Genomic DNA, 20425 nt, shown 5'->3' on the forward strand with positions numbered 1-20425 from the left:
AGCAGCATCCTGGGCGTTGTGGTGCAATCCTGCTCCGCTGTGGGCGCCGTGCCGCAGCGTCGTGATCACACCCACCTACCAGGACCGATTTCCATGACCTATCCCATGCACACCTCCAGCGTCCCCGTCTTTCGCCAGATGCTGGGCGCCCTGAAGGACGTGCTTGCCAAGACCGAGGCCCACGCCACCGCCCGCAAGATTGAGCCCGATGCCCTGCTGCAAGCCCGGCTCTACCCCGACATGTTTCCCATGGCCCGCCAAGTGCTGATTGCCTGCGACTTCGCCAAGGGCGTCTGCGCCCGACTGGCTGGCGTTGAAGTGCCATCGTTTCCTGACGGCGAGCGCTCTGGCTTTGCAGAGCTGAATGAACGCATCGATGCGGTGCTGGCATTCATCGAAGGCCTGCCCGCCGAGAACTTCGCCGAAGCCGCCACCCGCCAGATCACCCTGCAGCCCGGCACGCCCCGTGAAAAGCAGTTTGTGGGCCAAGCCTACTTGCTGCACTACGGCCTGCCGCAGTTCTTCTTTCACGTCACCACCGCCTATGCGCTGGCGCGCCACAACGGGGTGGAACTGGGCAAGCGCGACTACATGGGCAAGGTTTGAGGGGACAGGGGGTTGAGTGTTGAGCGCTTCTTCTGTCATGCGCCTTCAGCGAGAACAGGTGCTTGCCGCTCAAAAAAGCTTGCTATAATCGCAGGCTTCGACACACAGGAGAGGTGGCAGAGTGGTCGAATGTACCTGACTCGAAATCAGGCGTAGTGGCAACACTACCGTGGGTTCGAATCCCACCCTCTCCGCCAGCATCAAGGCCCGGTAGCTATCTAATCAATAGCACCGGGCCTTTTTCTTTTTGGTCTGCTGGTAAAAATCTGGACAGCTAGCCGATCTTGCGGATTGCGCTGGTCCTACATCCACGCGTAAATGGTTGCAATACGGCGAGTGCTGTGTTTGCTCAGTGCATCAACGCTTTGATATGGCAGTGCTGTGGCGCTGATCATGGAATTGCAATTGAAACGATTTGAGGGTATCTCGATACTTGCGGAAGTTGCAATGGAGGGTGATCTTGGTGCGAATTTCAACTTCCTCGAGTGGGCCGCAATGATCCGGTGGATTGGTATGTTTTGCGGCTCGCCGCTTTTCGTGTCAACCGGCACCCAAACGCCTCAAGAGCTCAATGACTGAGGGAATGTTTTCTCGAGTGGTAGGCACACTAGTTGAGCATCAGCATCTCCTTGGTTTCATCACTAGAGGCTCGCCGCCTGCATTGCCAACTTGCTACTGGGCTCGGGGTTGATACGGAGGTTGATGAGACCTTTTGCTCGCCACAGCGCCGCGTGTCTCAGATCTTCGGGATATCTCTTTCGATTTCCTTCATGGGTTTGCCTTGCTCTCGGTTCTTCAACTGGGCGTGCTGCATCGCATGCGAATCGCATTGTTCATGGGCTCGGTTATGGGGCTGAGCCCTTGTGCTCGTACTTCAAGCGCTTCCAGTTCTCGTTTGCAGGCTCTTGGATCAGATGTGCTGGTGATGTGCGAACGGCATGTTGCACATGTATCGAGGCGACCGTGCCGTCGCGTTGTTGCGAGGTCGGCTCCGTTGGGCTGAATCGGGAGGGCGGTCCCACCAAGAAAAGAAAGCAAAGGCAGTGTGAAGCCCATCTGCGCGTTCAATTTGGCACCCTCAGAAACAGTGCGTAACCAAAGCCTTGTGCGTGGCGCTCTCGGTGAGAGGTATCGATGATTACTATCGCCACAACAAGGAGGGGAAATCCATGACGCAAACAGCAGCCGTCTGTGACCACGTTCACGGTAACGTCAATGACGCTGGTTATTCTGCATTTCAAGCTCGCGTGAAAGCCCGGTTCTCAAAAAACATGGCAGAAGGCAAGAGCCTAGCATTTGCGACTGACGCTACAGGACTTTGGCAAGCCTATTTAGGCACATTCACTGATCCTGCAGACCGTCGGCTTCACGACTGTAGCGTCTGCCGCCATTTCATTGAGAGATTTGGCGGGTTGGTGACGATTGACGAAAGCGGAGAAACTCGCAGTGCGATCTGGGATCCCGAGGATGCCCCTGAGCACTACAAGCCAGGCTTTGCTGCCATGTTGCGCATAGTTCGCCATGCAAGCGTGACTGGCGTCTTTCTGTCCAGCGTCTCAGAACTTGGTCAGGCCAAAACTGGTGTTTGGTCACACCTTGCAGTGACGTTTCCCGTCAATATGTTGCACCACGACCGTCTGCTGACTGCTGGCCAAAAGATGGCCGAGAAACGTGAAGACTTCGGCACTGTGATGCGTGCTCTTGACGAGTTTACTGCTGACCATGTCCAAACCGCCGTGGATCTGCTCAAGACTGACACGCTGTACCAAAGTGAGAGGGTGCTGGGCCAGGCACAGTGGCTACAAAGCATCCATACCAAGCGGCATGCCACCAGCGATGCGCGGCGCCGTGAAAATCATGTGTGGGCGGCGGTAGCATCAGCGCCACAAGGTTTTTGTCATCCTCGCAGCAGCATGATTGGTTCGCTTCTTGAGGATATTGCGGCAGGCATGGAGTTCTCTCAGGTGTCGAAGCGCTTTGCAGACAAGATGCACCCACTGCGCTATCAGCGTCCGCAGGCTGCACCCACTGCAGGCAATATCGCCCAAGCCGAGAAAGTGTTTGAACAACTGGGTCTTGCGCCCGCACTGCATCGACGCATCGCACGTTTCGAGGAGGTGCCTAAGGTTTGGGTGCCACGCGTTCAACCCGCGCGAGGGGCCGGTAGCGGCTTGTTCGGGCATCTGGTGCCGAAGGTGCAGATGACGGTGAAGGCAGGCTCAATGGCCATGCCAATTGTCACCATGACTCTGCAAAAGTTCGTGCAAACGGTTGCCCCGGACGCAGAGCAGCTTGAAGTCATGCTGCCGGTAGCGCATAAGGCGCCGTTCATCGTCATCACCACGGCTGTGCATGCAGAGGTCCCTCCCATTTTTCAGTGGGACCACCCGTTTGCGTGGTATGTGTGGCACGAGGGGGCTGCTCCTGATCAGTACGGGCTATCTGCCGGCTGGACCGAGGTGGCGGGAGTGACCCGATTGCCTGCCCGGTGGAATGACGATGGTCAGCGTTTTAAGCATCAGGGGGACGGCTTGATTCTTCTGCTTAAAGGTGCGCGCGAAACCCGGCAAGCCGGAGCCGGTCTATTCCCAAGCCTGCTCCGCTCTGAGCTGCATGGCGTGCGCGCCACCATCGAGGCGCACTCGCGTGGGGCGCAGATGGGGGGAATGGCCGAAGGAACGGCCATCGGTTATGACCTGCGCAACGGGCAGGGATCGGGTTATCCCGTGACACTGCGTGCTACGGTTGGGGGGCGAATCCACACCTACAAGATTGATCGTTGGGACTGATCACTTGGATCGCCAAGCAACTCGCAGCTGATGATGCCCCCATCCGCGCGCCGGTGTTGTTGCAAGCTCGAAACTCTGCTGCTGGCGCTGTAGGTCGAGTTGTGGTTCCGGAGAGCCAAGTAGTTACTGCTACGGGACGTTGAACCTCAGCGCATCGGCTCTCCGCCCCGTCAATCAATCAACTGCCCATCCGACTCATGGAAGGGGAACGGCCCTTCAAATGCCCCACTGGCCGCCAGATGAGACACCATGCGCGCCCCGCGCGACAGGGCGTGGATGGCGAAGCCTGGGGGCTCCAGCATCCAGGTGGATGCCGCTTGCGGCGACAGGTCCAGGCTGACCTGGTGCGCGGGGGCGGGCACGGTGGATGCGATGGTGCCGCCAAAGCGCACCTGGATGCTGCGGTGCAGGTGGCCGCAGATGACGCGTTCGACGTTGGGGTGGCGGGCCACGATGGCCTCTAGCGCCTGGGCGCCTTCGAGCAGGCCAATGTGGTCCATGTGGCCGATCAGTGTTTGAAACGGTGGGTGGTGCATGGCGATGACCACGGGGCGGTGGCTCTGGCGTTCCAGCTCGGCCTCCAGCCACGCAAGGCGTTGGGCGCACAGGCTGCCGGTGCTGGCCCTGGGCACCACGGTGTCCAGCGCAATCAATTGCAGGTCACCCACGGGCACGCTGTATTGCACAAACCCGTCGTGACCGAGGTGGTTGCCCAGGTAATGGGCGTGTTCTGGAAAGCTGGCGCGCAGTTGGCTGCGGTCGTCGTGGTTGCCCGGCAGCAGGTAGATGGGCATGGACCCCAGCGGGGCCAGCAGGGCGCGCAGGTGGTCGTACTCGGCTGCGCGGCCAAAGTCGGTCAGGTCGCCGGTGATGACCACGGCATCGGGGCGCTGGGGCAGGCGGGTGATGCTCTGCACCGCCTGCTGCAGGTACGGTGCCGTGTTAATGCGGCCATAGGCCAGGCGGCCTGGCTCGCGGATGTGCAGATCGGACAGTTGCAGCAGCAAGGTGGTGGTCATGGCGTGGTCTCCTCGGCCAAGGGCATGAGGCGTTCGGGGTGGATGCGGATGCCGACGGTGTCGCCCGTGCGTGCAGGGTGGTCGCGGGCCACATCGGCACGCAGCAGGGCGCTTTGGTCGGCCACGCGCAGGCTGAGCTGTACACGGTCGCCCAGAAAGCTGCGCTGAACCACCTCGGCGCGGCCCCAGGCCATGGTGAATGCGTCGCCTGTGGTGTCCAGGGCCACTTCCAGGTCTTCAGGGCGCGCCAGCAGGGTGTCCAGGCCTTGGCAGGATGCGGGGCAGGGCAGGTCGATGCCGCCCAGAGGCAGCACCTGGCGGTCGCAGGCGGCGGCGTTCCGTTCAAGGCGATTTACCTTGCCCAAAAAGGCCGCCACAAACGGGTGCGCCGGGGTGCGGTACAGCGTCTCGCCATCGCCCACTTGCACGATGCGGCCTGCGCGCATCACGGCCAGGCGGTCGGCAATGGCCAGGGCTTCTTGCTGGTCGTGCGTGACGTGGATGGCGGTGATGTGCAGGCGGCGCAGCAGCTCGGCCAGCTCGTCGCGCAGCGATTCCTTGAGCTTGGCATCGAGCGCGGTGAGCGGCTCGTCCAGCAGCAGCACGCGCGGGCGCACGGCCACGGCGCGGGCCAGGGCCACGCGCTGGCGCTGGCCGCCCGATAGCTCGGCAGGGCGTTTTTTCTCCAGACCGTTCAGGCGCACCAGGTCGACCAATTCACCCACAGTGCGGCGGCGCTCGTCTTCGGCCACACCGCGGATCTTGAGGCCGTAGCCAATGTTGGCCTCCACGCTCATCTGCGGAAACAGCGCGTAGTGCTGGAACACCATGCCCACGCCGCGCCGCTCAATGGGCAACTGCGTCACGTCGGTGCCACCAAAGGCGATGCGGCTGCCTGCATCGGGGGCCTCCAGTCCGGCGATCAGGCGCAGCAGCGTGGTCTTGCCGCAGCCCGAGGGGCCGAGCAGCGCGAGCACTTCGCCGGGTTCCACCACCAAGTCGGTGGGCTGCAGGCCGCGTGTGCCGTCGGCATAGGTTTTGGCGCACTGGACGATGTCCACGCGCGTGCGTTCAAGTTCCATGGTGTTTTTCGATGAGGGCGCCGATGGCCTGAAGGCCCCAGAGCACGGGCAGGATGACGATGAGGAAGACCAGCGTGTAGGCCGATCCGATTTCGATGCGCATGGAGGCATAGCTGTCTGCCAGGCCCACGGGCAGCGTGCGGGTGAGCGGCGTGTGCAGCATCCAGGTGAGGTTGAATTCGCCCACCGACAGCGTGAACACCATCAGGCTACCGGCCACGATGGCGGGTAGCACAGCGGGAACCAGCACGCCCAAAAAGCGCTGCGCAAAGCTGGCGCCCAGCGAGCGCGCAGCCTCTTCGAGCGCGCGCAGCTCCCCCTTGCGAAACGCCGCACCCACGGTGCGCACCATGAAGGGCAGCGTGAACACCATGTGGCCCACCAGAATGAAGGCGAAGCTTTGGCGAAAGCCCGCAAGCTGGCCATAGACCAGGATGAGCGCCAGCGCGCTGGCCAGGCCCGGCACCGCCACGGGCAGGGTGAGCAGCTCTTCAAACCACCGCGCCGCGCGCGATGGGCTGCGCGCCAGAGCGTAGGCGCAGGGCACGCCCAGCAGCAAATTGCCTGCCACGCACAGCAGCGCAATCCACAGCGACGAGGCCACCGTGCCGCCGTAAAGCTCCCAGACCTCGGCGAGCCAGCGTGTGGTGAGCCCGCTGGCCAGGCCCTTGCTGTAGTTGACCACCAGCCCGGTCATCACCGACAAGGCGATGGGGGCCAGCATGAAAACAGCCACCAGCGTGGTGAGCGCGATGAGCAGCCAGGGGGCCTGGCGCGCGTTGCGTGGGGTAGACATCAAAACGCCTCCTTGCCGCCCACGCGGCGCGCCAGCCACAGCACCATCCAGGTGATGAGCCCCAGCGCAATCGACAGGCTGGCCGCCAAGGAAAAGTTGGCGTAGTTGGTGAACTCGTTGTAGATGGTGATGGGCAGCACCTCAAATTTGCTGGCCAGCGTGAAGGCCGTGCCAAACGCACCCATGGCCGTGGCGAACACGATGGCGCCGCAGGCCAGGGTGGTGGGGGCCAGCTCGGGCATCCACACATCGCGTGCCACGCGCCAGCGCGATGCGCCCAGCGAGCGCGCGGCCTCTTCCAGCTGCGCGTCCATGGCCTCGGCGGCGGCGGTGTAGGTGGTGATGGCGCGGGGCAGCGAGAAGTACAGGTACGCCAGGAACAAGCCCGTGAGCCCATAGGCAAAGGTGATGCGCTCGCCGCCCAGGTGTGCAGACAGGTCCGCCACCAACCCCTGGCGCCCGCCCAGCAAGATCATGAAGAACCCGACGATCACCCCCGGAAACGACAGCGGCAGCGTGAGCATTGACAACAGCAGCCTGCGCCCCGCAAACCGCTGGCGTGCCAGCGTGATGCCCACCAGGGCCCCCAGCACCAGCGTGGCCAGGGTGACCACGATGGACAGGCCCAGCGTTTGCAGCAGGCTTTGCAGATAGCGGCCATGGCTGAGCACGGCAAAGTACGTGGCCCAGCCTTGGTCGGCCGGCAGCGCCAGCAGCCGCGCCACCGGCAGCAGCCAGAACGCGGCAAAGAAAGCCGCCGCCGGTGCGGCGCAGGCCAGCAGCAGCGTGCGGGAAGGAGCAAAGCCGGAGCGCATGGCGGTGGCAGATTGCAAGAGGAGGTCGCTGAAGGCAGTGGCCGCAGCGGCTTACTGCACGTCCTTCAGATAGCGCTCAGAGAACGCCTTTTGCACGGTGGCCATTTTTTGGTAGTCCACCGTCTTGGCGCGGGCGTATTCGCTGGCGGGCAGGAAGCGGGCCTGCACCTCCTTGGGCATGGCCGCTGCACGCACCGGGCGCAGGTAGGCATTGGCCCAGATGGCCTGGCCTTCGTCCGACAGCACAAAGTCCAGCACCTTCTTGCCATCGGCTTCGTGCGGGGCGTTGGCCACCAGGCTCATCACATAGGGCACCACCACCGTGCCTTCGGCAGGGATCACAAACTGCACATTGGCCTGGTCCTTGTACTTGGCGCGGTAGGCGTTGAAGTCGTAGTCCAGCAAGATGGCGATCTCGCCCGACAGCACGCGGGCATACGAGGTCTGCTTGGGCACGATGGGCTCGTTCTTTTGCAGCGCCTTGAAGTAGTCGATGCCCGGGGCAAAGTTGTCCAGCGTGCCGCCGCGCGCCTGGTTCACGGCCACAGCGCCCACATAGCCGACGAAGGCCGAGGCGGGGTCCAGGTAGCCGATCAGGCCCTTGTAGTCAGGCTTGAGCAAATCTGCCCACGACGTGGGCACCGGCTTGCCCTTGAGTGCATCGACATTGACCATGAAGCCGAGGGTGCCCGAGTGGATGGTGAACCACTGGCCGTTGGGGTCCTTGAGACCGTCAGGAATGTCGGCCCAGGCGGCGGGCTTGTAGCTGCCCACCACGCCGTCCTTCTGGGCCTGGATGGCGAAGGTGACGCCGAGGTAGGTCACGTCGGCCACGGGGCGGGCCTTCTCGGCCACCAGCTGCGCCAGCGACTGGCCCGAGTTCTTGTTGTCAGGCGGCACGGTGACGCCCGTCTTGGCCTTGATGGCCTTGATCTGGCTGCCCCAGTCGGCCCATTCGGGTGGGCAGTTGTAGCAAATAGCCGTCTGGGCCATGGCCAGGGTGGAGGCGGTGAGGCCAATGGCCAGCGCTGTGGTGCGCAAGAGGGAAGGCAGCATGGAACGCATGGAAGAAGCTCCGTGGGTTGAGGGAAAAAAGGTGAATGAGAAATCTCGGACGTCAGGCAGAACCGCTGGGCGCCTGGCCGCACGATTCGCCCGCACGCCAGGCATGCGGCAGCGTCAAGCTGGCCTGGGCAGGCAGCAGTGCCTGGCGGGCCATGGCCTGCACCAGCAGCTCCACACTGGCGTGGCCCAGGTCGGCATTGGGTTGGGCCACGGTGCTCAGCTGTGGCGCCAGGTCTTCGCCCAGCGCAATGCCGTCAAAGCCCACCACGCTCACATCGCGCGGCACCGACAGGCCCGCCAAATGGGCGCTGCGCAGCGCGCGGATGGCCAGCAGGTCGTTGGAGCACACCAGTGCGGTGGGGCGTTCGCGGGCTTGCAGCAGGCCGCAGATGGACTGGATGGCCGTGTCCACAAAGGGCACCTCCAGCACCGGGGCACTGGTGCCATTGCCCAGCCCTGCTTGCGCCATGCCGCGCTGAAAGCCCCGGCAGCGTTGCTGCGCGCGGTCTGAGGCGTGGAGTTGGCCCGTCACCATGGCCATGCGCCGGTGGCCCAGGCCCGCAAGGCGCGCCACCAGTTCGGCCACGGCCTGCTCGCCGTCCACCGACACGCAAGGGTGCTCGGCATGCCGGTTGTAGACCAGCACATAGGGCAGGCCCGTGTCTGCCAAGCGGCGCAGCGCCAGGGAGGTGCCGGGGTTGGACACGGTCAGGATCATCCCGTCCACATTGCCCGCGATGAGCAGGGACGCGGCCCGCTCTTCCTGGTCCAGCCGGTAGTCGGTGGTGAAGGGCAAGATGGCGTAGCCCGCCGCAGCCGCAGCGCGGGCAATGCCTTCAAGGCATTCGGCAAAGACCGGGTTGGTGAGGGTGGGCAGCACCACGCCCACCACGCGGCTGCGCTGCGTGCGCAGCGTGCGGGCGCTGGCATTGGGCTGGTAGCCCAGGGTGCGGGCCACCTGCGCCACATGCGCACGCGTGGCAGGCGTGACCTTGTCCGGCAGGTTGAAAACCCGCGAGACCGTAGCGACCGAAACGCCCGCAGCTTGGGCAACATCCAGGATATTCACGCAGCTCCTTGGCCTGATGTAATCGATTACATTGGGCCGCGCTCGTGTGACCTGGGTGTGACAAAACTCTGCGGGGTGGGCTTACACCGCTGCGGTGTGGTGTGGGTGGCCGACGCTCAAAAAGCGTGTGAGAGACGGCGCCAGAAAGCGTTGGATGGCGAGGTGTTTTGGGGGCACACCAAGCCCCAGGTTCTCAGGTGTAGCGCTTTTCCAGCGCGTCCCACGCAGGCTTGCCGACCAGGCGCTGGCGCTCGGCAAACGGGGTGACGAGGCCACTGTCCTCGCGCACTTCCTTGGCGTCGCGCAGCGTGGTCAGCGCGTTTTGCATGCCCATCACCGCGCCTTGCAGCGCCACGTTGGCGTACAGCACGATGCCGTAGCCCAGTTCGCCCAGCTGGTCGGCGTTGAAGAGGGGCGTCTTCCCGCCAATCACCATGTTCATCAACTGGGGCTTGGCCAACCGCTGGGGCAGGGCGCGTACCTCTTCGGCTTGGGTCACCGCTTCTACAAACAGGATGTCGGCCCCCGCCTCGGCAAACTTCTGCGCACGCTCCACCGCTGCTTCAAAGCCGTGGGTGGCGGCAGCGTCGGTGCGCGCCATGATGAGGAAGTCTGGGTCGCGCCGCGCGTCCACTGCCGCCTTGATCTTGCTGACGGCTTCTTCGGTGCTGATGACCTCTTTGCCGCTGAAGTGCCCGCAGCGCTTGGGCGCCACCTGGTCTTCGAGCTGGATGCAGTCGGCCCCGGCGCGCTCCAGCGTGCGCACGGTGTGCACCACGTTCAGGGCATTGCCAAAGCCGGTGTCGGCGTCCACGATCAGTGGCACATCCACGGCGTCGCGGATGCGGGCCGTGTGGTCGGCAATCTCGTGCAGGCCCATGAAGCCCTGGTCGGGCATGCCGAACCACATGTTGGTCACGCCTGCGCCCGTCACGTAGATGGCTTTAAAGCCCAGGTCGGCAATCACCTTGGCGGAGAGGGCGTTGAAAGCGCCAGGCACGATCAGGCCGTTGCGGGCTTCGACGAGTTGCTTGAGTTGTTTGCGGGTAGACATGGTGTTTTGAATAAAAAGGGCTGCTAGCGCCCACTAAATAAGCGCTAGCAGCTATCAAATCAGGAGTGATTGCTGTGGGGCTTCAGGCCAGATCGCCCGACACCCGCACCCAGCCCTCCATCAGGATGCGGGCGCTGCGGCTCATCAGGGCCTTGGTCACCGTCCACTGGCCGTTGACTTGCGCGGCCTCTGCGCCCACGCGCAGCGTGCCAGAGGGGTGGCCGAATCGCACGGAGCCTGGCATGGCGTTGCGCGCGCCGCCACTGGCCGCCCGGTGCACCAGCGTGCCGGGCACTGCAGCGGCGGTGCCAATCGCCACAGCCGCTGTGCCCATCATGGCGTGGTGCAGTTTGCCCATGGACAGGGCCCGCACCAGCAAGTCCACATCGCCTGCCTGCACAGCTTTGCCGCTGGATGCCGTGTAGGCCGCAGGCGGCGCCACCCAGGCGATCTTGGGCGTGTGCTGGCGCGTGGCGGCTTCGGCCACATCGCGGATCAGGCCCATCTTCACGGCGCCCCAGGCGCGGATGGTTTCCAGGCGGGTGAGGGCCGCTTTGTCTTCGTTGATGTCGGCTTGCAGCTCGGTGCCGGTGTAGCCCAGGTCGCGGGCGTTGAGGAAGATGGTGGGAATGCCCGCGTTGATCAGCGTGGCCTGGAACTGGCCGACTCCGGGCACCTCCAGCGCATCAACCACGTTGCCCGTGGGGAACATCGCGCCGCCGCCGCCCTCACCCTCGCCATCGTCCGCAGGGTCCAGAAACTCCAGCGCCACTTCGGCGGCCGGGAAGGTCACGCCGTCCAGCTCAAAGTCGCCCGTCTCCTGCACCTGCCCCTCGGTGATCGGCACATGCGCCACGATGGTCTTGCCGATGTTGGCCTGCCAGATGCGCACGGTGCACACGCCGCTGTGCGGAATGCGCGCCGCGTCGATCAACCCCATGTGGATGGCACACGGCCCCACGGCGGCAGAGAGGTTGCCGCAGTTGCCGCTCCAGTCCACAAAGGGCTGGTCGATGGATACCTGGCCAAACAGGTAGTCCACATCGTGCCCCGGCTGCGTGGCGGGCGAGAGGATCACCACCTTGGACGTGGACGAGGTGGCGCCGCCCATGCCATCGGTCTGCTTGCCATACGGATCGGGGCTGCCCACCACGCGCAGCAGCAGCGCGTCGCGCGCTGGGCCGGGCTGCTGTGCGGCCGGGGGCAAGTCTTGCAGGCGAAAAAAAACGCCCTTGCTGGTGCCGCCGCGCAGGTAGGTGGCAGGGATTTTGATTTGGGGCGGATGGTTCATGGGGTGCTTTTGCTGGCCCCCTCTCCCCTGGCCCCTCTCACGCAAGGGGCGAGGGGGAAAGGAAGAGGTGGTGGGTGTTTTCAATCTTCGTTGGCAACTTGCGGGGGAGGTAGAAGGGGGCTGGGCGCCTGCAGATGCAATGCAGCCCATATGGCTTCGAGCACAGCGTCCGTGCGCAGCAGGATGTCGTTGTTCCAGAAACGCAGTACGCGAAAACCCTGGCTTTGCAGCCAGGCATCGCGGGCCGCGTCATGCGCTGCGCCTGCGTGCTGGCCGCCATCTGCCTCGATGATCAGGCGCTGCGCGAAATGCACGAAGTCCACGATGTAGGGGCCGAGGGGTTGCTGTCTGCGAAATTTTTGATCGCCCATGCGGTGAGCCCGCAGGTGCTTCCACAGCAACAGCTCAGCGTCGGTCATGTTCTGGCGCAGGTTTTTGGTGAACTGGCGTTGGTCCATGGCTGGGGCCCCCTCTCCCCCAGCCCCTCTCCCGCAAGGGGCGAGGGGAGCAATACAAACAGCAGCGATTGTCATCGTGCGTTAGCCCCTCTCCCCTCGCGGGAGAGGGGTTGGGGAGAGGGGGGCGCTGCCTTCGCTTCCAAAAAGTCCTGCGCAAAGCGCTGCAGCACGCCACCCGCTTCGTACACCGATGCTTCCTCGGCCGTATCGAGGCGGCAGGTCACCGGCACCCGCAGCACTTCGCCATTGCGCCGGTGCACCACCAGCGTGAGGGTGGCGCGCGGTGTGCGCTCGCCCAGCACATCGTAGGTCTCGGTGCCATCCAGCCCCAGTGTCAGGCGGGTCACACCGGGCGTGAACTCCAGCGGCAGCACGCCCATGCCGATCAGGTTGGTGCGGTGGATGCGTTCAAAGCCCTCGGCCACCACGGTCTCCACCCCGGCCAGGCGCACGCCCTTGGCGGCCCAGTCGCGACTCGACCCCTGGCCGTAGTCGGCCCCGGCAATGATGAGGAGCGGCTGGCGGCGGTGCAGGTACGTCTCCATCGCCTCCCACATGCGCACCACGCGGCCCTCGGGCTCGATGCGGGCCAGTGATCCCCTCTTCACCTGGCCATCGACCACCGCCATTTCGTTGACGAGCTGCGGGTTGGCAAACGTGGCGCGCATGGCGGTGAGGTGGTCGCCCCGGTGCGTGGCGTAGGAGTTGAAGTCCTCCTCGGGCACGCCCATCTTGTGCAGATATTCACCCGCCGCGCTGGCCCCCAGGATGGCGTTGGAGGGCGAGAGGTGGTCGGTGGTGATGTTGTCGCCCAGCAGGGCCAGTGCGCGCATGCCCTTCAAGCTGCGCGGGTTGGCTGCCAAAGCGCCCACGCCCTCAGTGTCCCAGTACGGCGGGCGGCGGATGTAGGTGGACTGGGGGCGCCAGTCGTACTGCGGGCTCACGGCCTCGCCATCGTCCTGGCGTATCGCGAACATGGGCTCGTACACGGCGCGGAACTGCGCGGGCTTCACCGCCTGGGCCACGATGGTGTCGATCTCTGCATCGCTGGGCCACAGGTCTTTCAGGCGCACGGGCTGGCCATTCACTACCGCAAAGGCGTCGTTCTCAATGTCAAAGCGCACCGTGCCCGCAAGGGCGTATGCCACCACCAGCGGTGGGCTGGCCAGGAAAGCCTGCTTGGCGTACGGGTGGATGCGCCCATCGAAGTTGCGGTTGCCCGAAAGCACGGCCGTTGCGTACAGGTCGCGGTCGATGATCTCTTGCTGGATGGCGGGGTCGAGAGCGCCGCTCATGCCGTTGCAGGTGGTGCAGGCAAAGGCCACGATGCCAAAGCCCAGCGCCTCCAGGTCGGCCAGCAGACCGGCTTCTTTCAAATACAGCTCTACCGCTTTGGAGCCAGGCGCGAGCGAGGTCTTGACCCACGGCTTGCGCGTGAGGCCCAGGCGGCGGGCGTTGCGCGCCAGCAGGGCAGCAGCGATGACGTTGCGCGGGTTGCTGGTGTTGGTGCAGCTGGTGATGGCCGCGATGACCACGGCGCCATCGGGCATGCGGCCGGGCTCTTGCACCCACGGGGCGGCAATGCCGCGCTCGGCCAGCGCGGTGGTGGGCAGGCGGCGGTGCGGGTTGCTGGGGCCAGCCATGTTGCGCACCACGCTGCTGAGGTCAAAGCGCAGCACACGCTCGTACTGCACCTCGCGCAGCGTGTCGGCCCACAGGCCCGCGGCCTTGGCATAGGTCTCCACCAGCTGCACCTGCGTTTCTTCGCGGCCCGTCAGGCGCAGGTACTGCAGCGTCTGCGCGTCGATGGCAAAGAGCGCTGCGGTGGCGCCGTACTCGGGGCACATGTTGCTGATGGTGGCGCGGTCGCCAATCGACAGGCTTTCGGCGCCTGCACCGTAGAACTCCACGTAGGCGCCCACCACTTTCTCATGGCGCAAAAATTCGGTGAGTGCCAGCACGATGTCGGTGGCGGTGATGCCGCTTGGGCGCTGGCCCGTCAGCTCCACACCCACGATATCGGGCAGGCGCATCCAGCTGGCGCGGCCCAGCATCACGTTCTCGGCTTCGAGCCCGCCCACGCCCACGGCGATCACGCCCAGCGCATCTACATGCGGCGTGTGGCTGTCAGTGCCCACGCAGGTGTCGGGGAAGGCCACGCCTTCCTGAACATAGACCACGGGCGACATCTTCTCCAGGTTGATCTGGTGCATGATCCCGTTGCCCGCCGGGATCACCTCCACGTTGGCGAAAGCCTTCTTCGTCCACTCGATGAAGTGAAAGCGGTCCTCGTTGCGACGGTCTTCAATGGCGCGGTTCTTGGCGAAGGCATCGGGGTCAAAACCGCCGCACTCCACGGCCAGCGAATGGTCCACGATGAGCTGCACCGGCACCACCGGGTTCACCGCCGCCGGGTCGCCCCCTTCTTTCGCAATCGCATCGCGCAGTCCCGCCAGGTCCACCAGCGCCGTCTGGCCCAGGATGTCGTGGCACACCACGCGCACGGGGTACCAAGGGAAGTCGATGGTGCGCTGGCGCTCGATGAGCTGGCGCAGGTAGGCACCCAGCTGCGCGGGGTCGGCGCGCCGCACCAGGTTTTCGGCATGCACGCGGGCGGTGTAGGGCAGGGCGGCCCAGGCGCCGGGCTGGAGCTGTTCGACGGCCTCGCGGGCGTCGAAGTACTGCAGCGTGGTGCCGGGCAGGGGTTTGCGGTGGGCGGTGTTCGTCATGGGGCAGAGTGGTTCACTATTTTTTTGATAGCTGCTAGCGCTTGTTGTGTGCGATTTTCAAGCATGAATGGCTTGAAAGTGTTGTCCAACAAGCGCTGGCTGCTATCGTTTTTTGTCAGCAGCGTTCTTCAATGGGCACGAACACCTGGTCCTCTGGCCCGGTGTAGTGGGCGCTGGGGCGGATGATCTTGTTGTCCACGCGCTGCTCGATCACATGCGCTGCCCAGCCGCTGGTGCGCGCGATGACGAACAGCGGCGTGAACATGGCGGTGGGCACCTGCATCATGTGGTAGCTCACGGCGCTGAACCAGTCGAGGTTAGGGAACATCTTCTTGACCTCCCACATCACGCTCTCCAGCCGCTCGGCAATGTCGAACATCTTGGTGCTGCCCGCCTCTTGCGACAGGCGTTGTGCCACACCTTTGATGACGACGTTGCGTGGGTCGCTCACGGTGTAGACCGGGTGGCCAAAGCCGATCACCACCTCCTTGGCCTCCACGCGGCGGCGGATGTCGGCCTCGGCTTCGGTGGGGTTGTCATAGCGCTTCTGGATCTCGAACGCCACCTCGTTGGCGCCGCCGTGCTTGGGGCCGCGCAGCGCGCCAATTGCGCCTGCAATGCTCGAATACATGTCGCTGCCCGTGCCAGCAATCACCCGGGCGGTGAAGGTGCTGGCGTTGAACTCGTGCTCGGCATACAGGTTGAGCGAGGTGTGCATGGCGCGCACCCAGCCCTCGGGCGGCGGGGTGCCGTGCAGCAGGTGCAGGAAGTGGCCGCCGATCGAGTCGTCATCCGTCTCCACCTCGATACGGCGGCCCGAGTTGCTGAAGTGGTACCAGTACAGCAGCATGCTGCCCAGCGATGCCATCAGGCGGTCGGCAATGTCTCTGCTGCCTGGCAGGTTGTGGTCGTCCTTCTCGGGCAGGGCGCAGCCCAGGGCCGAGACGCCGGTGCGCATCACGTCCATGGGGTGGCTGGCGGCGGGCAGTTGCTCCAGCGCGGCCTTTACGCTGCCCGGCAGGCCACGCAGGGCGCGCAGCTTGGCTTTGTAGGCCCTCAGCTCGGCACGCGTGGGCAGCTTGCCATGCACCAGCAGGTGGGCAATCTCTTCAAACTCGCACACCTCGGCAATGTCCAGGATGTCGTAGCCCCGGTAATGCAGGTCGTTGCCGGTGCGGCCCACGGTGCACAGGGCGGTGTTGCCCGCCGTCACGCCCGAAAGGGCGACGGATTTTTTGGGCTTGGGGAGTGGGGCCGAAGGGGCTGAAGGTGCTGAGGGGACCGTGCCCGCGAGGGTGGTGTTCATGGTGTTGTCTCCTGGTTCAAGTGCGAAGGGTGGATGGCGACGGGGCGGCCGGTGGCATCCACCGCAACCATCTCGAACACCCCTTTGAGAACGTCTTCGCCCGGCATGTGGGGCCGCACGGCCAGGCCATGGATGCACACGGTCATCGAACTGCGCCCGACCCGGCTCAACCAGCCGCGCAGCGTGAGCTGGCAGCCCACAGGCACCGGCGCGAGGAAGTCCACGCGGGTCACGCCCGCCATGACGACTTCGCGCTGCGCCAGGCCCCGGGCTGTCAGAAACGCAGCCTTGGCCAGCCACTGAAGCCCTTGCCCCGCAAACAGCTGGCCGTGGTGGTTGCTGTGCATGGGCAGCACCAGTTCGTGCAGTTCCATCGTTCCAAAGGGTGTTGTCATGATTCGCAATTTACGCAAAATACACGCCTTGAAGAAGGGCTAAAAGGGCGAATTTTTGCGAAAGCAAACCTTCGATTTGCAAATTTTGCGAATTGCTGTGCACGAAAAGTGCGCGGCAAATGCGCGATCAAGGCGCGATCCATGCGCGCAAAAAGGGGCAGGGTTTGAAAAAGACATTCATGGGCGTCAAGCTGCGCAAGCTGCGGGCCGAGCAGGGGCTGTCCCAAATTGCGTTGGCGCAGACGCTGGGGCTGTCCCCCAGCTACCTCAACCAGCTGGAGCAAAACCAGCGGCCCTTGACGGTGTCGGTGCTGCTCAAGTTGCACCGCACTTTGGGCGTGGACATCCAGCAGTTTTCTGAAGACGAAGAGGCGCGGCTGATGGCCGGGCTCAAAGAGGCCCTGGCGGGCAGCGCTGAGCCCATCGGGCTGCCCGAGCTGCAGGAGATCGCCGCGCAGATGCCCGGAGTGGGGCGCGCCGTCATTGCCTTGCACCGCCGCAACCTGGAGGCGATGGAGCGGCTGGAGGCGCTGTCGCTGCAGCTGGGGGACGACCGCTCGGCCGCATCGGCGCCCCGGGCCATGGCGTTTGAGGTGGTCCGGGATTTCTTCTTTGCGCACCAGAATTACTTCGATGGACTGGACCGTGCGGCAGAAGCCTTGGCCGTGCAGGCCCAAGCCCACCCCGGCCCCCTGGCCGATTGGCTGACCGTGCGGCTGCAGCAACTCCATGGCGTGCGGGTGGCGCTGACGCAAGACCCAGCGGCAGGCAAGCGGCAGTTTGACCCCGACACGCGGCTGCTGCGGCTGTCGCACACGCTCGATGCCTCGCAGCGGGCCTTTCAGCTGGGCACGCAATTGGCCTTGCTGGAGTGCGAGCAGGCCATCAATGCCCTCATCCAGGTGGCGCCATTCACCGCCGACCCCGCCTCACGCAAGCTGGCCCGCGTGGGCCTGGCCAACTACTTTGCCGGGGCCCTGTTGTTGCCCTACCAGGCTTTTCTCAGCGCTGCAGAGGCGCTGCGCTACGACATCGATTTGCTCGACCAGCAATTTGGTGTGGGCTTTGAGACCGTGTGCCACAGGCTGAGCACCTTGCAGCGCCTGGGCGCGCCGGGGGTGCCGTTTTTCTTCATCCGGGTGGACCGTGCGGGCAACATCTCCAAGCGCCAGTCGGCCACGCATTTCCACTTCAGCCGCGCTGGGGGCACTTGCCCGCTGTGGAACGTGTACGAAGCCTTTGCGCGCCCTGATCGCGTGCAGGCGCAGCTGGCCAGCATGCCCGATGGGCGCCGCTACCTGTGGATTGCGCGCACCGTATCCACCTGCGCGGGCGGGTACGGCGCACCGCAAAAAACCTTCTCCATCGGCCTGGGCTGCGATGTGCGCCATGCCGCGCGCCTGGTGTACGCCAAGGGCCTGGACCTGCAAGACCCCGAGGCGGCGGTACCGATCGGCATGGGGTGCAAGGTGTGCGAACGCGAGCACTGCACGCAGCGCGCCTTCCCGTACGTGGGCCGGGCGCTGCAGGTGGATGAGAACCAGAGCAGGTTCACGCCGTATGGATCTCCTGCGGCAGCACCAGCCTGAATTCAGCGCCACGGCCCTCTTCGCTCTCCACTTCCAGGCTGCCGCCGTGCCGCTGCACCACGGTGTGCACCAGCGCCAGCCCCAGGCCTACGCCAGAGATGTGGGGGTGACTTTGGTCGTGCAGGCGGGCAAAGGGGGCAAACAGGCGGTCTTGCTGGCCTGGGGCAATGCCGGGGCCTTCATCGCGCACCGCCAGCACCCAGTGCGTGCCGCGTGCTTGCAGGCGGCATTGCACCACGCCGTTTTCCGGGCTGTATTTGATGGCGTTGTTCAGCACGTTGGCCACGGCGCGGCACAGTAAGGCGCGGTCGCCCAGGCAGGGCGCGGTGTCGGGCAGTGATTGCAGGGTGACTTGCACATCACGCTCGCTGGCCAGGGCCCAGGCGTCGTCCACGGTTTCGTTCAGCACGGCCACCAGGTCCAGAGGGGCCATGCGGTATTCCTGCGTTTGCGCACTGGCCAGGCGCACAAAGTTTTCTGCCATGCCGAGGGACGCCTGCGCGTACCGCTCGATGCGCTGCATCAGCGTGTCTGCGGGCATGCGGCCAGGGTAGGCGCGCTGCATCTCCAACAGCGTCAGGATGGAGGCGTTGGGCGCACGGATGTCGTGCGAGATGAAGTGCAGCGCCTGGTCGCGTTGCTGCAAGGCGCGGCGGATGTCGGTCATGTCCACCAGCGTGATGAGCCAGCCCACGTTGGCAAAGTCGGTGAACGGTTTGCACAGCATGAGTAGGCTGCGGCCTTGTCCGTCTTGCCCCTCGCTTTGAGCGGGTAACTGGCCGCTGCGCAATTTGTCCTGGGTGATCAGGGGCTCTAGGGTGCGCGGGTCTTGCAGGTCGTGCAGCACCTGGGTGATGGGTTTGCCCTGCAGTGCCGATGGCGGCTCGAACGCCCCCAGGCCGGTGTGGCGCTGCGCCGCCAGATTGGCCAGCAGGATGCGCCCTTGCGCGTCGCAGACAAAGTTGGGTGAGGGCAGTTGCTGCAGGCTGGTGCTCACAAACTGGTGCAGGTCGCGCAGCTGGCGCGATGCGCTCTCCACCGCGTTGATGCGCCGCTCCAGAAAATCACCGGTGCCTGCCGTGGGGGTCTTCAGCACCAGCATGCCTTCGCGCTGCAGGTGTTCGATTTCGGTGCGCAAAAACTGAGCGGCAGCGCTGAGCCGCCGCCAGCTCCACAGCGGGTAGGCCAGCACCAGGCCCAGCAGCGCGGCGGCGGGGGCAAACTGCCATCCCGTCCAGGCAGGCAACAGCATGGACAGCAGCAGCGTGGTCAGCGCCAGCCCGGCACTGGTGAGCAAGGCCGCCAAGGGGCCCGTCACCAGCAAAGCCAGCAGGGCCGCTGCGACAGGCACCAAATTGAAGGCGATGTTGGCGGCGGTCGGGGCGGTCTGCAGCCGTACCTGGGCCAGGTGGCTGTCGAGCACATGGGCGACGACTTCGACGCCGGGCATCAGCCGGGCACCGCTGCTGACCGGGGTGGCAAACATGTCGCCTAGGCCCGATGCCGCTGCGCCCACCAGCACGTATTTGCCGCGAAAGGCGCTGCTGGGCACCTGCCCGCGCAGCACATCGATGTAGGAATAGGTGGGGTAGTGGGCGGGCCCGCCGGCGTAGGCAATCAGCTCATGCTGGCCCACGGCCCAGGGGGCGGGGGGGCTGTTGCCCAAGGCGCTGGCGGGGTCGGACGGAGCCTGCGGTTTGCAGCCCTGCGCGGGGGGCTGTGCAATGCATTGCAGCGCCTGGCTGAGGTGGCTCCAGGGGGCATCCGCCGGGCCTTCTTGCAGGTACAGGCCGCGCACCACGCCGTCGCCATCGGGGGCCACGTGCACATGGCCCAAGGCGGCTGCGGCCTGGGCGAACATGTCCAGGGGCAACTCGGACATCCCTTCAGATCCCCCTGCAGACAGCCCCGCATAATTGCGCTGCAGCACGGGCAGCGCCACCCGGTGGCTCGCCGCAATGGCCTGGGCCAGCAGGGCATCGTCCAGCGGGTAGTCGGCGTCGGCCTCGCTGAACAGAATGTCCAGGCCGATGGCCTGGGGTTGTTGTGCGCTGATGGCCTCCAGCAACTGCGCATGCAGCGCGCGCCGCCAAGGCCAGCGGCCGATGGTAGCGATGCTGCGGTCGTCCACCGCCACCAGCACGATGTCGGGGTGGGGTGGCCGCGCCAGGGCGCGCAGCCCCAGGTCCTGGATCAGGTGGTTGGGGCCTGCCAACTGCCCTGGCGGGCTCAGCCAGGCCACCAGGGCCAGCAGCGCCAGCGCCAGCAGGGTCCATTCAAAGCGCCGCTGCTGGGCGCGCGTGCGTGCGGCTTTGAGCATGGCTGTGCGGGCGGTTGTGGTGATGCGGTGCCGGTGCTGGCG

17 protein-coding genes and 1 tRNA gene are annotated in these 20425 nt (G+C 65.0%); 5 read left to right on the top strand and 13 right to left on the bottom strand.

What is annotated here, in order from left to right; translation table 11 throughout:
• Positions 1-93 precede the first annotated feature (93 nt).
• From CLU86_RS02080 to CLU86_RS02095, 4 genes are all read left to right on the top strand, one after another.
• Complete coding sequence (locus CLU86_RS02080; protein WP_099740420.1) at positions 94-606, top strand: DUF1993 family protein; 513 nt, start codon at positions 94-96, stop codon at positions 604-606.
• Positions 607-713: 107 nt separating this feature from the next.
• Positions 714-803 (top strand) — tRNA-Ser (locus tag CLU86_RS02085).
• A gap of 196 nt (positions 804-999) precedes the next feature.
• Positions 1000-1185: a hypothetical protein gene (locus tag CLU86_RS02090; RefSeq protein ID WP_143226639.1), complete on the top strand. Its 186-nt coding sequence runs from the start codon at positions 1000-1002 to the stop codon at positions 1183-1185.
• 530 nt (positions 1186-1715) lie between these two features.
• Positions 1716-3395: a hypothetical protein gene (locus tag CLU86_RS02095; protein ID WP_143226640.1), complete on the top strand. Its 1680-nt coding sequence runs from the start codon at positions 1716-1718 to the stop codon at positions 3393-3395.
• Positions 3396-3565: 170 nt separating this feature from the next.
• On the opposite strand, the gene CLU86_RS02100 is transcribed toward CLU86_RS02095, so the two are convergent.
• The 12 genes from CLU86_RS02100 to CLU86_RS02155 all read right to left on the bottom strand — a co-directional run bounded on the left by CLU86_RS02100 (position 3566) and on the right by CLU86_RS02155 (position 16474).
• Positions 3566-4414, bottom strand: coding sequence for a phosphodiesterase (locus tag CLU86_RS02100; protein WP_099740423.1), 849 nt, complete (start codon positions 4412-4414; stop codon positions 3566-3568).
• Positions 4411-5496, bottom strand: coding sequence for an ABC transporter ATP-binding protein (locus CLU86_RS02105; RefSeq protein ID WP_099740424.1), 1086 nt, complete (start codon positions 5494-5496; stop codon positions 4411-4413). Before CLU86_RS02105 ends, CLU86_RS02100 begins: the two co-directional genes overlap by 4 nt.
• On the bottom strand, positions 5486-6292 hold the full coding sequence (locus tag CLU86_RS02110; protein ID WP_099740425.1) for an ABC transporter permease: 807 nt from the start codon (positions 6290-6292) through the stop codon (positions 5486-5488). The genes CLU86_RS02105 and CLU86_RS02110 overlap by 11 nt, the downstream gene beginning before the upstream one ends.
• Positions 6292-7107, bottom strand: coding sequence for an iron ABC transporter permease (locus CLU86_RS02115; protein ID WP_099743224.1), 816 nt, complete (start codon positions 7105-7107; stop codon positions 6292-6294). Before CLU86_RS02115 ends, CLU86_RS02110 begins: the two co-directional genes overlap by 1 nt.
• 51 nt (positions 7108-7158) lie before the next feature.
• Entirely contained in the window at positions 7159-8163 is a 1005-nt protein-coding gene (locus CLU86_RS02120) for an ABC transporter substrate-binding protein (protein WP_369803869.1), read from the bottom strand.
• Between the two features lie 61 nt (positions 8164-8224).
• Positions 8225-9241: a LacI family DNA-binding transcriptional regulator gene (locus tag CLU86_RS02125; RefSeq protein WP_099740427.1), complete on the bottom strand. Its 1017-nt coding sequence runs from the start codon at positions 9239-9241 to the stop codon at positions 8225-8227.
• Positions 9242-9434: 193 nt separating this feature from the next.
• Positions 9435-10295 carry an oxaloacetate decarboxylase gene (locus CLU86_RS02130; RefSeq protein ID WP_099740428.1) on the bottom strand — a complete coding sequence of 287 codons (861 nt, stop codon included), beginning with the start codon at positions 10293-10295 and terminating at the stop codon, positions 9435-9437.
• An 82-nt stretch (positions 10296-10377) separates the two neighbouring features.
• Positions 10378-11586: a 2-methylaconitate cis-trans isomerase PrpF gene (prpF, locus tag CLU86_RS02135; protein WP_099740429.1), complete on the bottom strand. Its 1209-nt coding sequence runs from the start codon at positions 11584-11586 to the stop codon at positions 10378-10380.
• An 80-nt stretch (positions 11587-11666) separates the two neighbouring features.
• Complete coding sequence (locus CLU86_RS02140; RefSeq protein ID WP_099740430.1) at positions 11667-12044, bottom strand: endonuclease domain-containing protein; 378 nt, start codon at positions 12042-12044, stop codon at positions 11667-11669.
• A 71-nt stretch (positions 12045-12115) separates the two neighbouring features.
• Complete coding sequence (gene acnD, locus CLU86_RS02145) at positions 12116-14773, bottom strand: Fe/S-dependent 2-methylisocitrate dehydratase AcnD (protein WP_099740431.1); 2658 nt, start codon at positions 14771-14773, stop codon at positions 12116-12118.
• A 115-nt stretch (positions 14774-14888) separates the two neighbouring features.
• Positions 14889-16079, bottom strand: a complete 1191-nt coding sequence (gene prpC / locus CLU86_RS02150) for a 2-methylcitrate synthase (protein WP_099740432.1) — start codon at positions 16077-16079, stop codon at positions 14889-14891.
• Positions 16076-16474 carry an acyl-CoA thioesterase gene (locus tag CLU86_RS02155; RefSeq protein WP_099740433.1) on the bottom strand — a complete coding sequence of 133 codons (399 nt, stop codon included), beginning with the start codon at positions 16472-16474 and terminating at the stop codon, positions 16076-16078. Before CLU86_RS02155 ends, prpC begins: the two co-directional genes overlap by 4 nt.
• 164 nt (positions 16475-16638) lie before the next feature.
• On the opposite strand from CLU86_RS02155, the gene CLU86_RS02160 reads away from it, so the two are divergent.
• A complete protein-coding gene (locus tag CLU86_RS02160) occupies positions 16639-18063 on the top strand; it encodes a short-chain fatty acyl-CoA regulator family protein (protein ID WP_099743225.1) in 1425 nt (474 codons plus the stop codon).
• On the opposite strand, the gene CLU86_RS02165 is transcribed toward CLU86_RS02160, so the two are convergent.
• Entirely contained in the window at positions 18026-20383 is a 2358-nt protein-coding gene (locus tag CLU86_RS02165) for a CHASE2 domain-containing protein (protein ID WP_099740434.1), read from the bottom strand. The two genes, CLU86_RS02160 and CLU86_RS02165, sit on opposite strands and share 38 nt — an antisense overlap.
• Positions 20384-20425: the final 42 nt, after the last annotated feature.

It is taken from the genome of Acidovorax sp. 62 (assembly GCF_002754495.1).
In the GTDB taxonomy this organism is placed as follows: Bacteria; Pseudomonadota; Gammaproteobacteria; order Burkholderiales; family Burkholderiaceae_C; genus Acidovorax.

What these genes read in the sequence shown, in the direction of transcription:
- CLU86_RS02080 (WP_099740420.1), top strand. Translation starts at nt 94, where the DNA reads ATGACCTATCCCATGCACACCTCCAGCGTCCCCGTCTTTCGCCAGATG.
- CLU86_RS02090 (WP_143226639.1), top strand. Translation starts at nt 1,000, where the DNA reads ATGGAATTGCAATTGAAACGATTTGAGGGTATCTCGATACTTGCGGAA.
- CLU86_RS02100 (WP_099740423.1), bottom strand. Translation starts at nt 4,414, where the DNA reads ATGACCACCACCTTGCTGCTGCAACTGTCCGATCTGCACATCCGCGAG.
- CLU86_RS02105 (WP_099740424.1), bottom strand. Translation starts at nt 5,496, where the DNA reads ATGGAACTTGAACGCACGCGCGTGGACATCGTCCAGTGCGCCAAAACC.
- CLU86_RS02110 (WP_099740425.1), bottom strand. Translation starts at nt 6,292, where the DNA reads ATGTCTACCCCACGCAACGCGCGCCAGGCCCCCTGGCTGCTCATCGCG.
- CLU86_RS02115 (WP_099743224.1), bottom strand. Translation starts at nt 7,107, where the DNA reads ATGCGCTCCGGCTTTGCTCCTTCCCGCACGCTGCTGCTGGCCTGCGCC.
- CLU86_RS02120 (WP_369803869.1), bottom strand. Translation starts at nt 8,163, where the DNA reads ATGCTGCCTTCCCTCTTGCGCACCACAGCGCTGGCCATTGGCCTCACC.
- CLU86_RS02130 (WP_099740428.1), bottom strand. Translation starts at nt 10,295, where the DNA reads ATGTCTACCCGCAAACAACTCAAGCAACTCGTCGAAGCCCGCAACGGC.
- prpF (WP_099740429.1), bottom strand. Translation starts at nt 11,586, where the DNA reads ATGAACCATCCGCCCCAAATCAAAATCCCTGCCACCTACCTGCGCGGC.
- CLU86_RS02140 (WP_099740430.1), bottom strand. Translation starts at nt 12,044, where the DNA reads ATGGACCAACGCCAGTTCACCAAAAACCTGCGCCAGAACATGACCGAC.
- acnD (WP_099740431.1), bottom strand. Translation starts at nt 14,773, where the DNA reads ATGACGAACACCGCCCACCGCAAACCCCTGCCCGGCACCACGCTGCAG.
- prpC (WP_099740432.1), bottom strand. Translation starts at nt 16,079, where the DNA reads ATGAACACCACCCTCGCGGGCACGGTCCCCTCAGCACCTTCAGCCCCT.
- CLU86_RS02155 (WP_099740433.1), bottom strand. Translation starts at nt 16,474, where the DNA reads ATGACAACACCCTTTGGAACGATGGAACTGCACGAACTGGTGCTGCCC.
- CLU86_RS02165 (WP_099740434.1), bottom strand. Translation starts at nt 20,383, where the DNA reads ATGCTCAAAGCCGCACGCACGCGCGCCCAGCAGCGGCGCTTTGAATGG.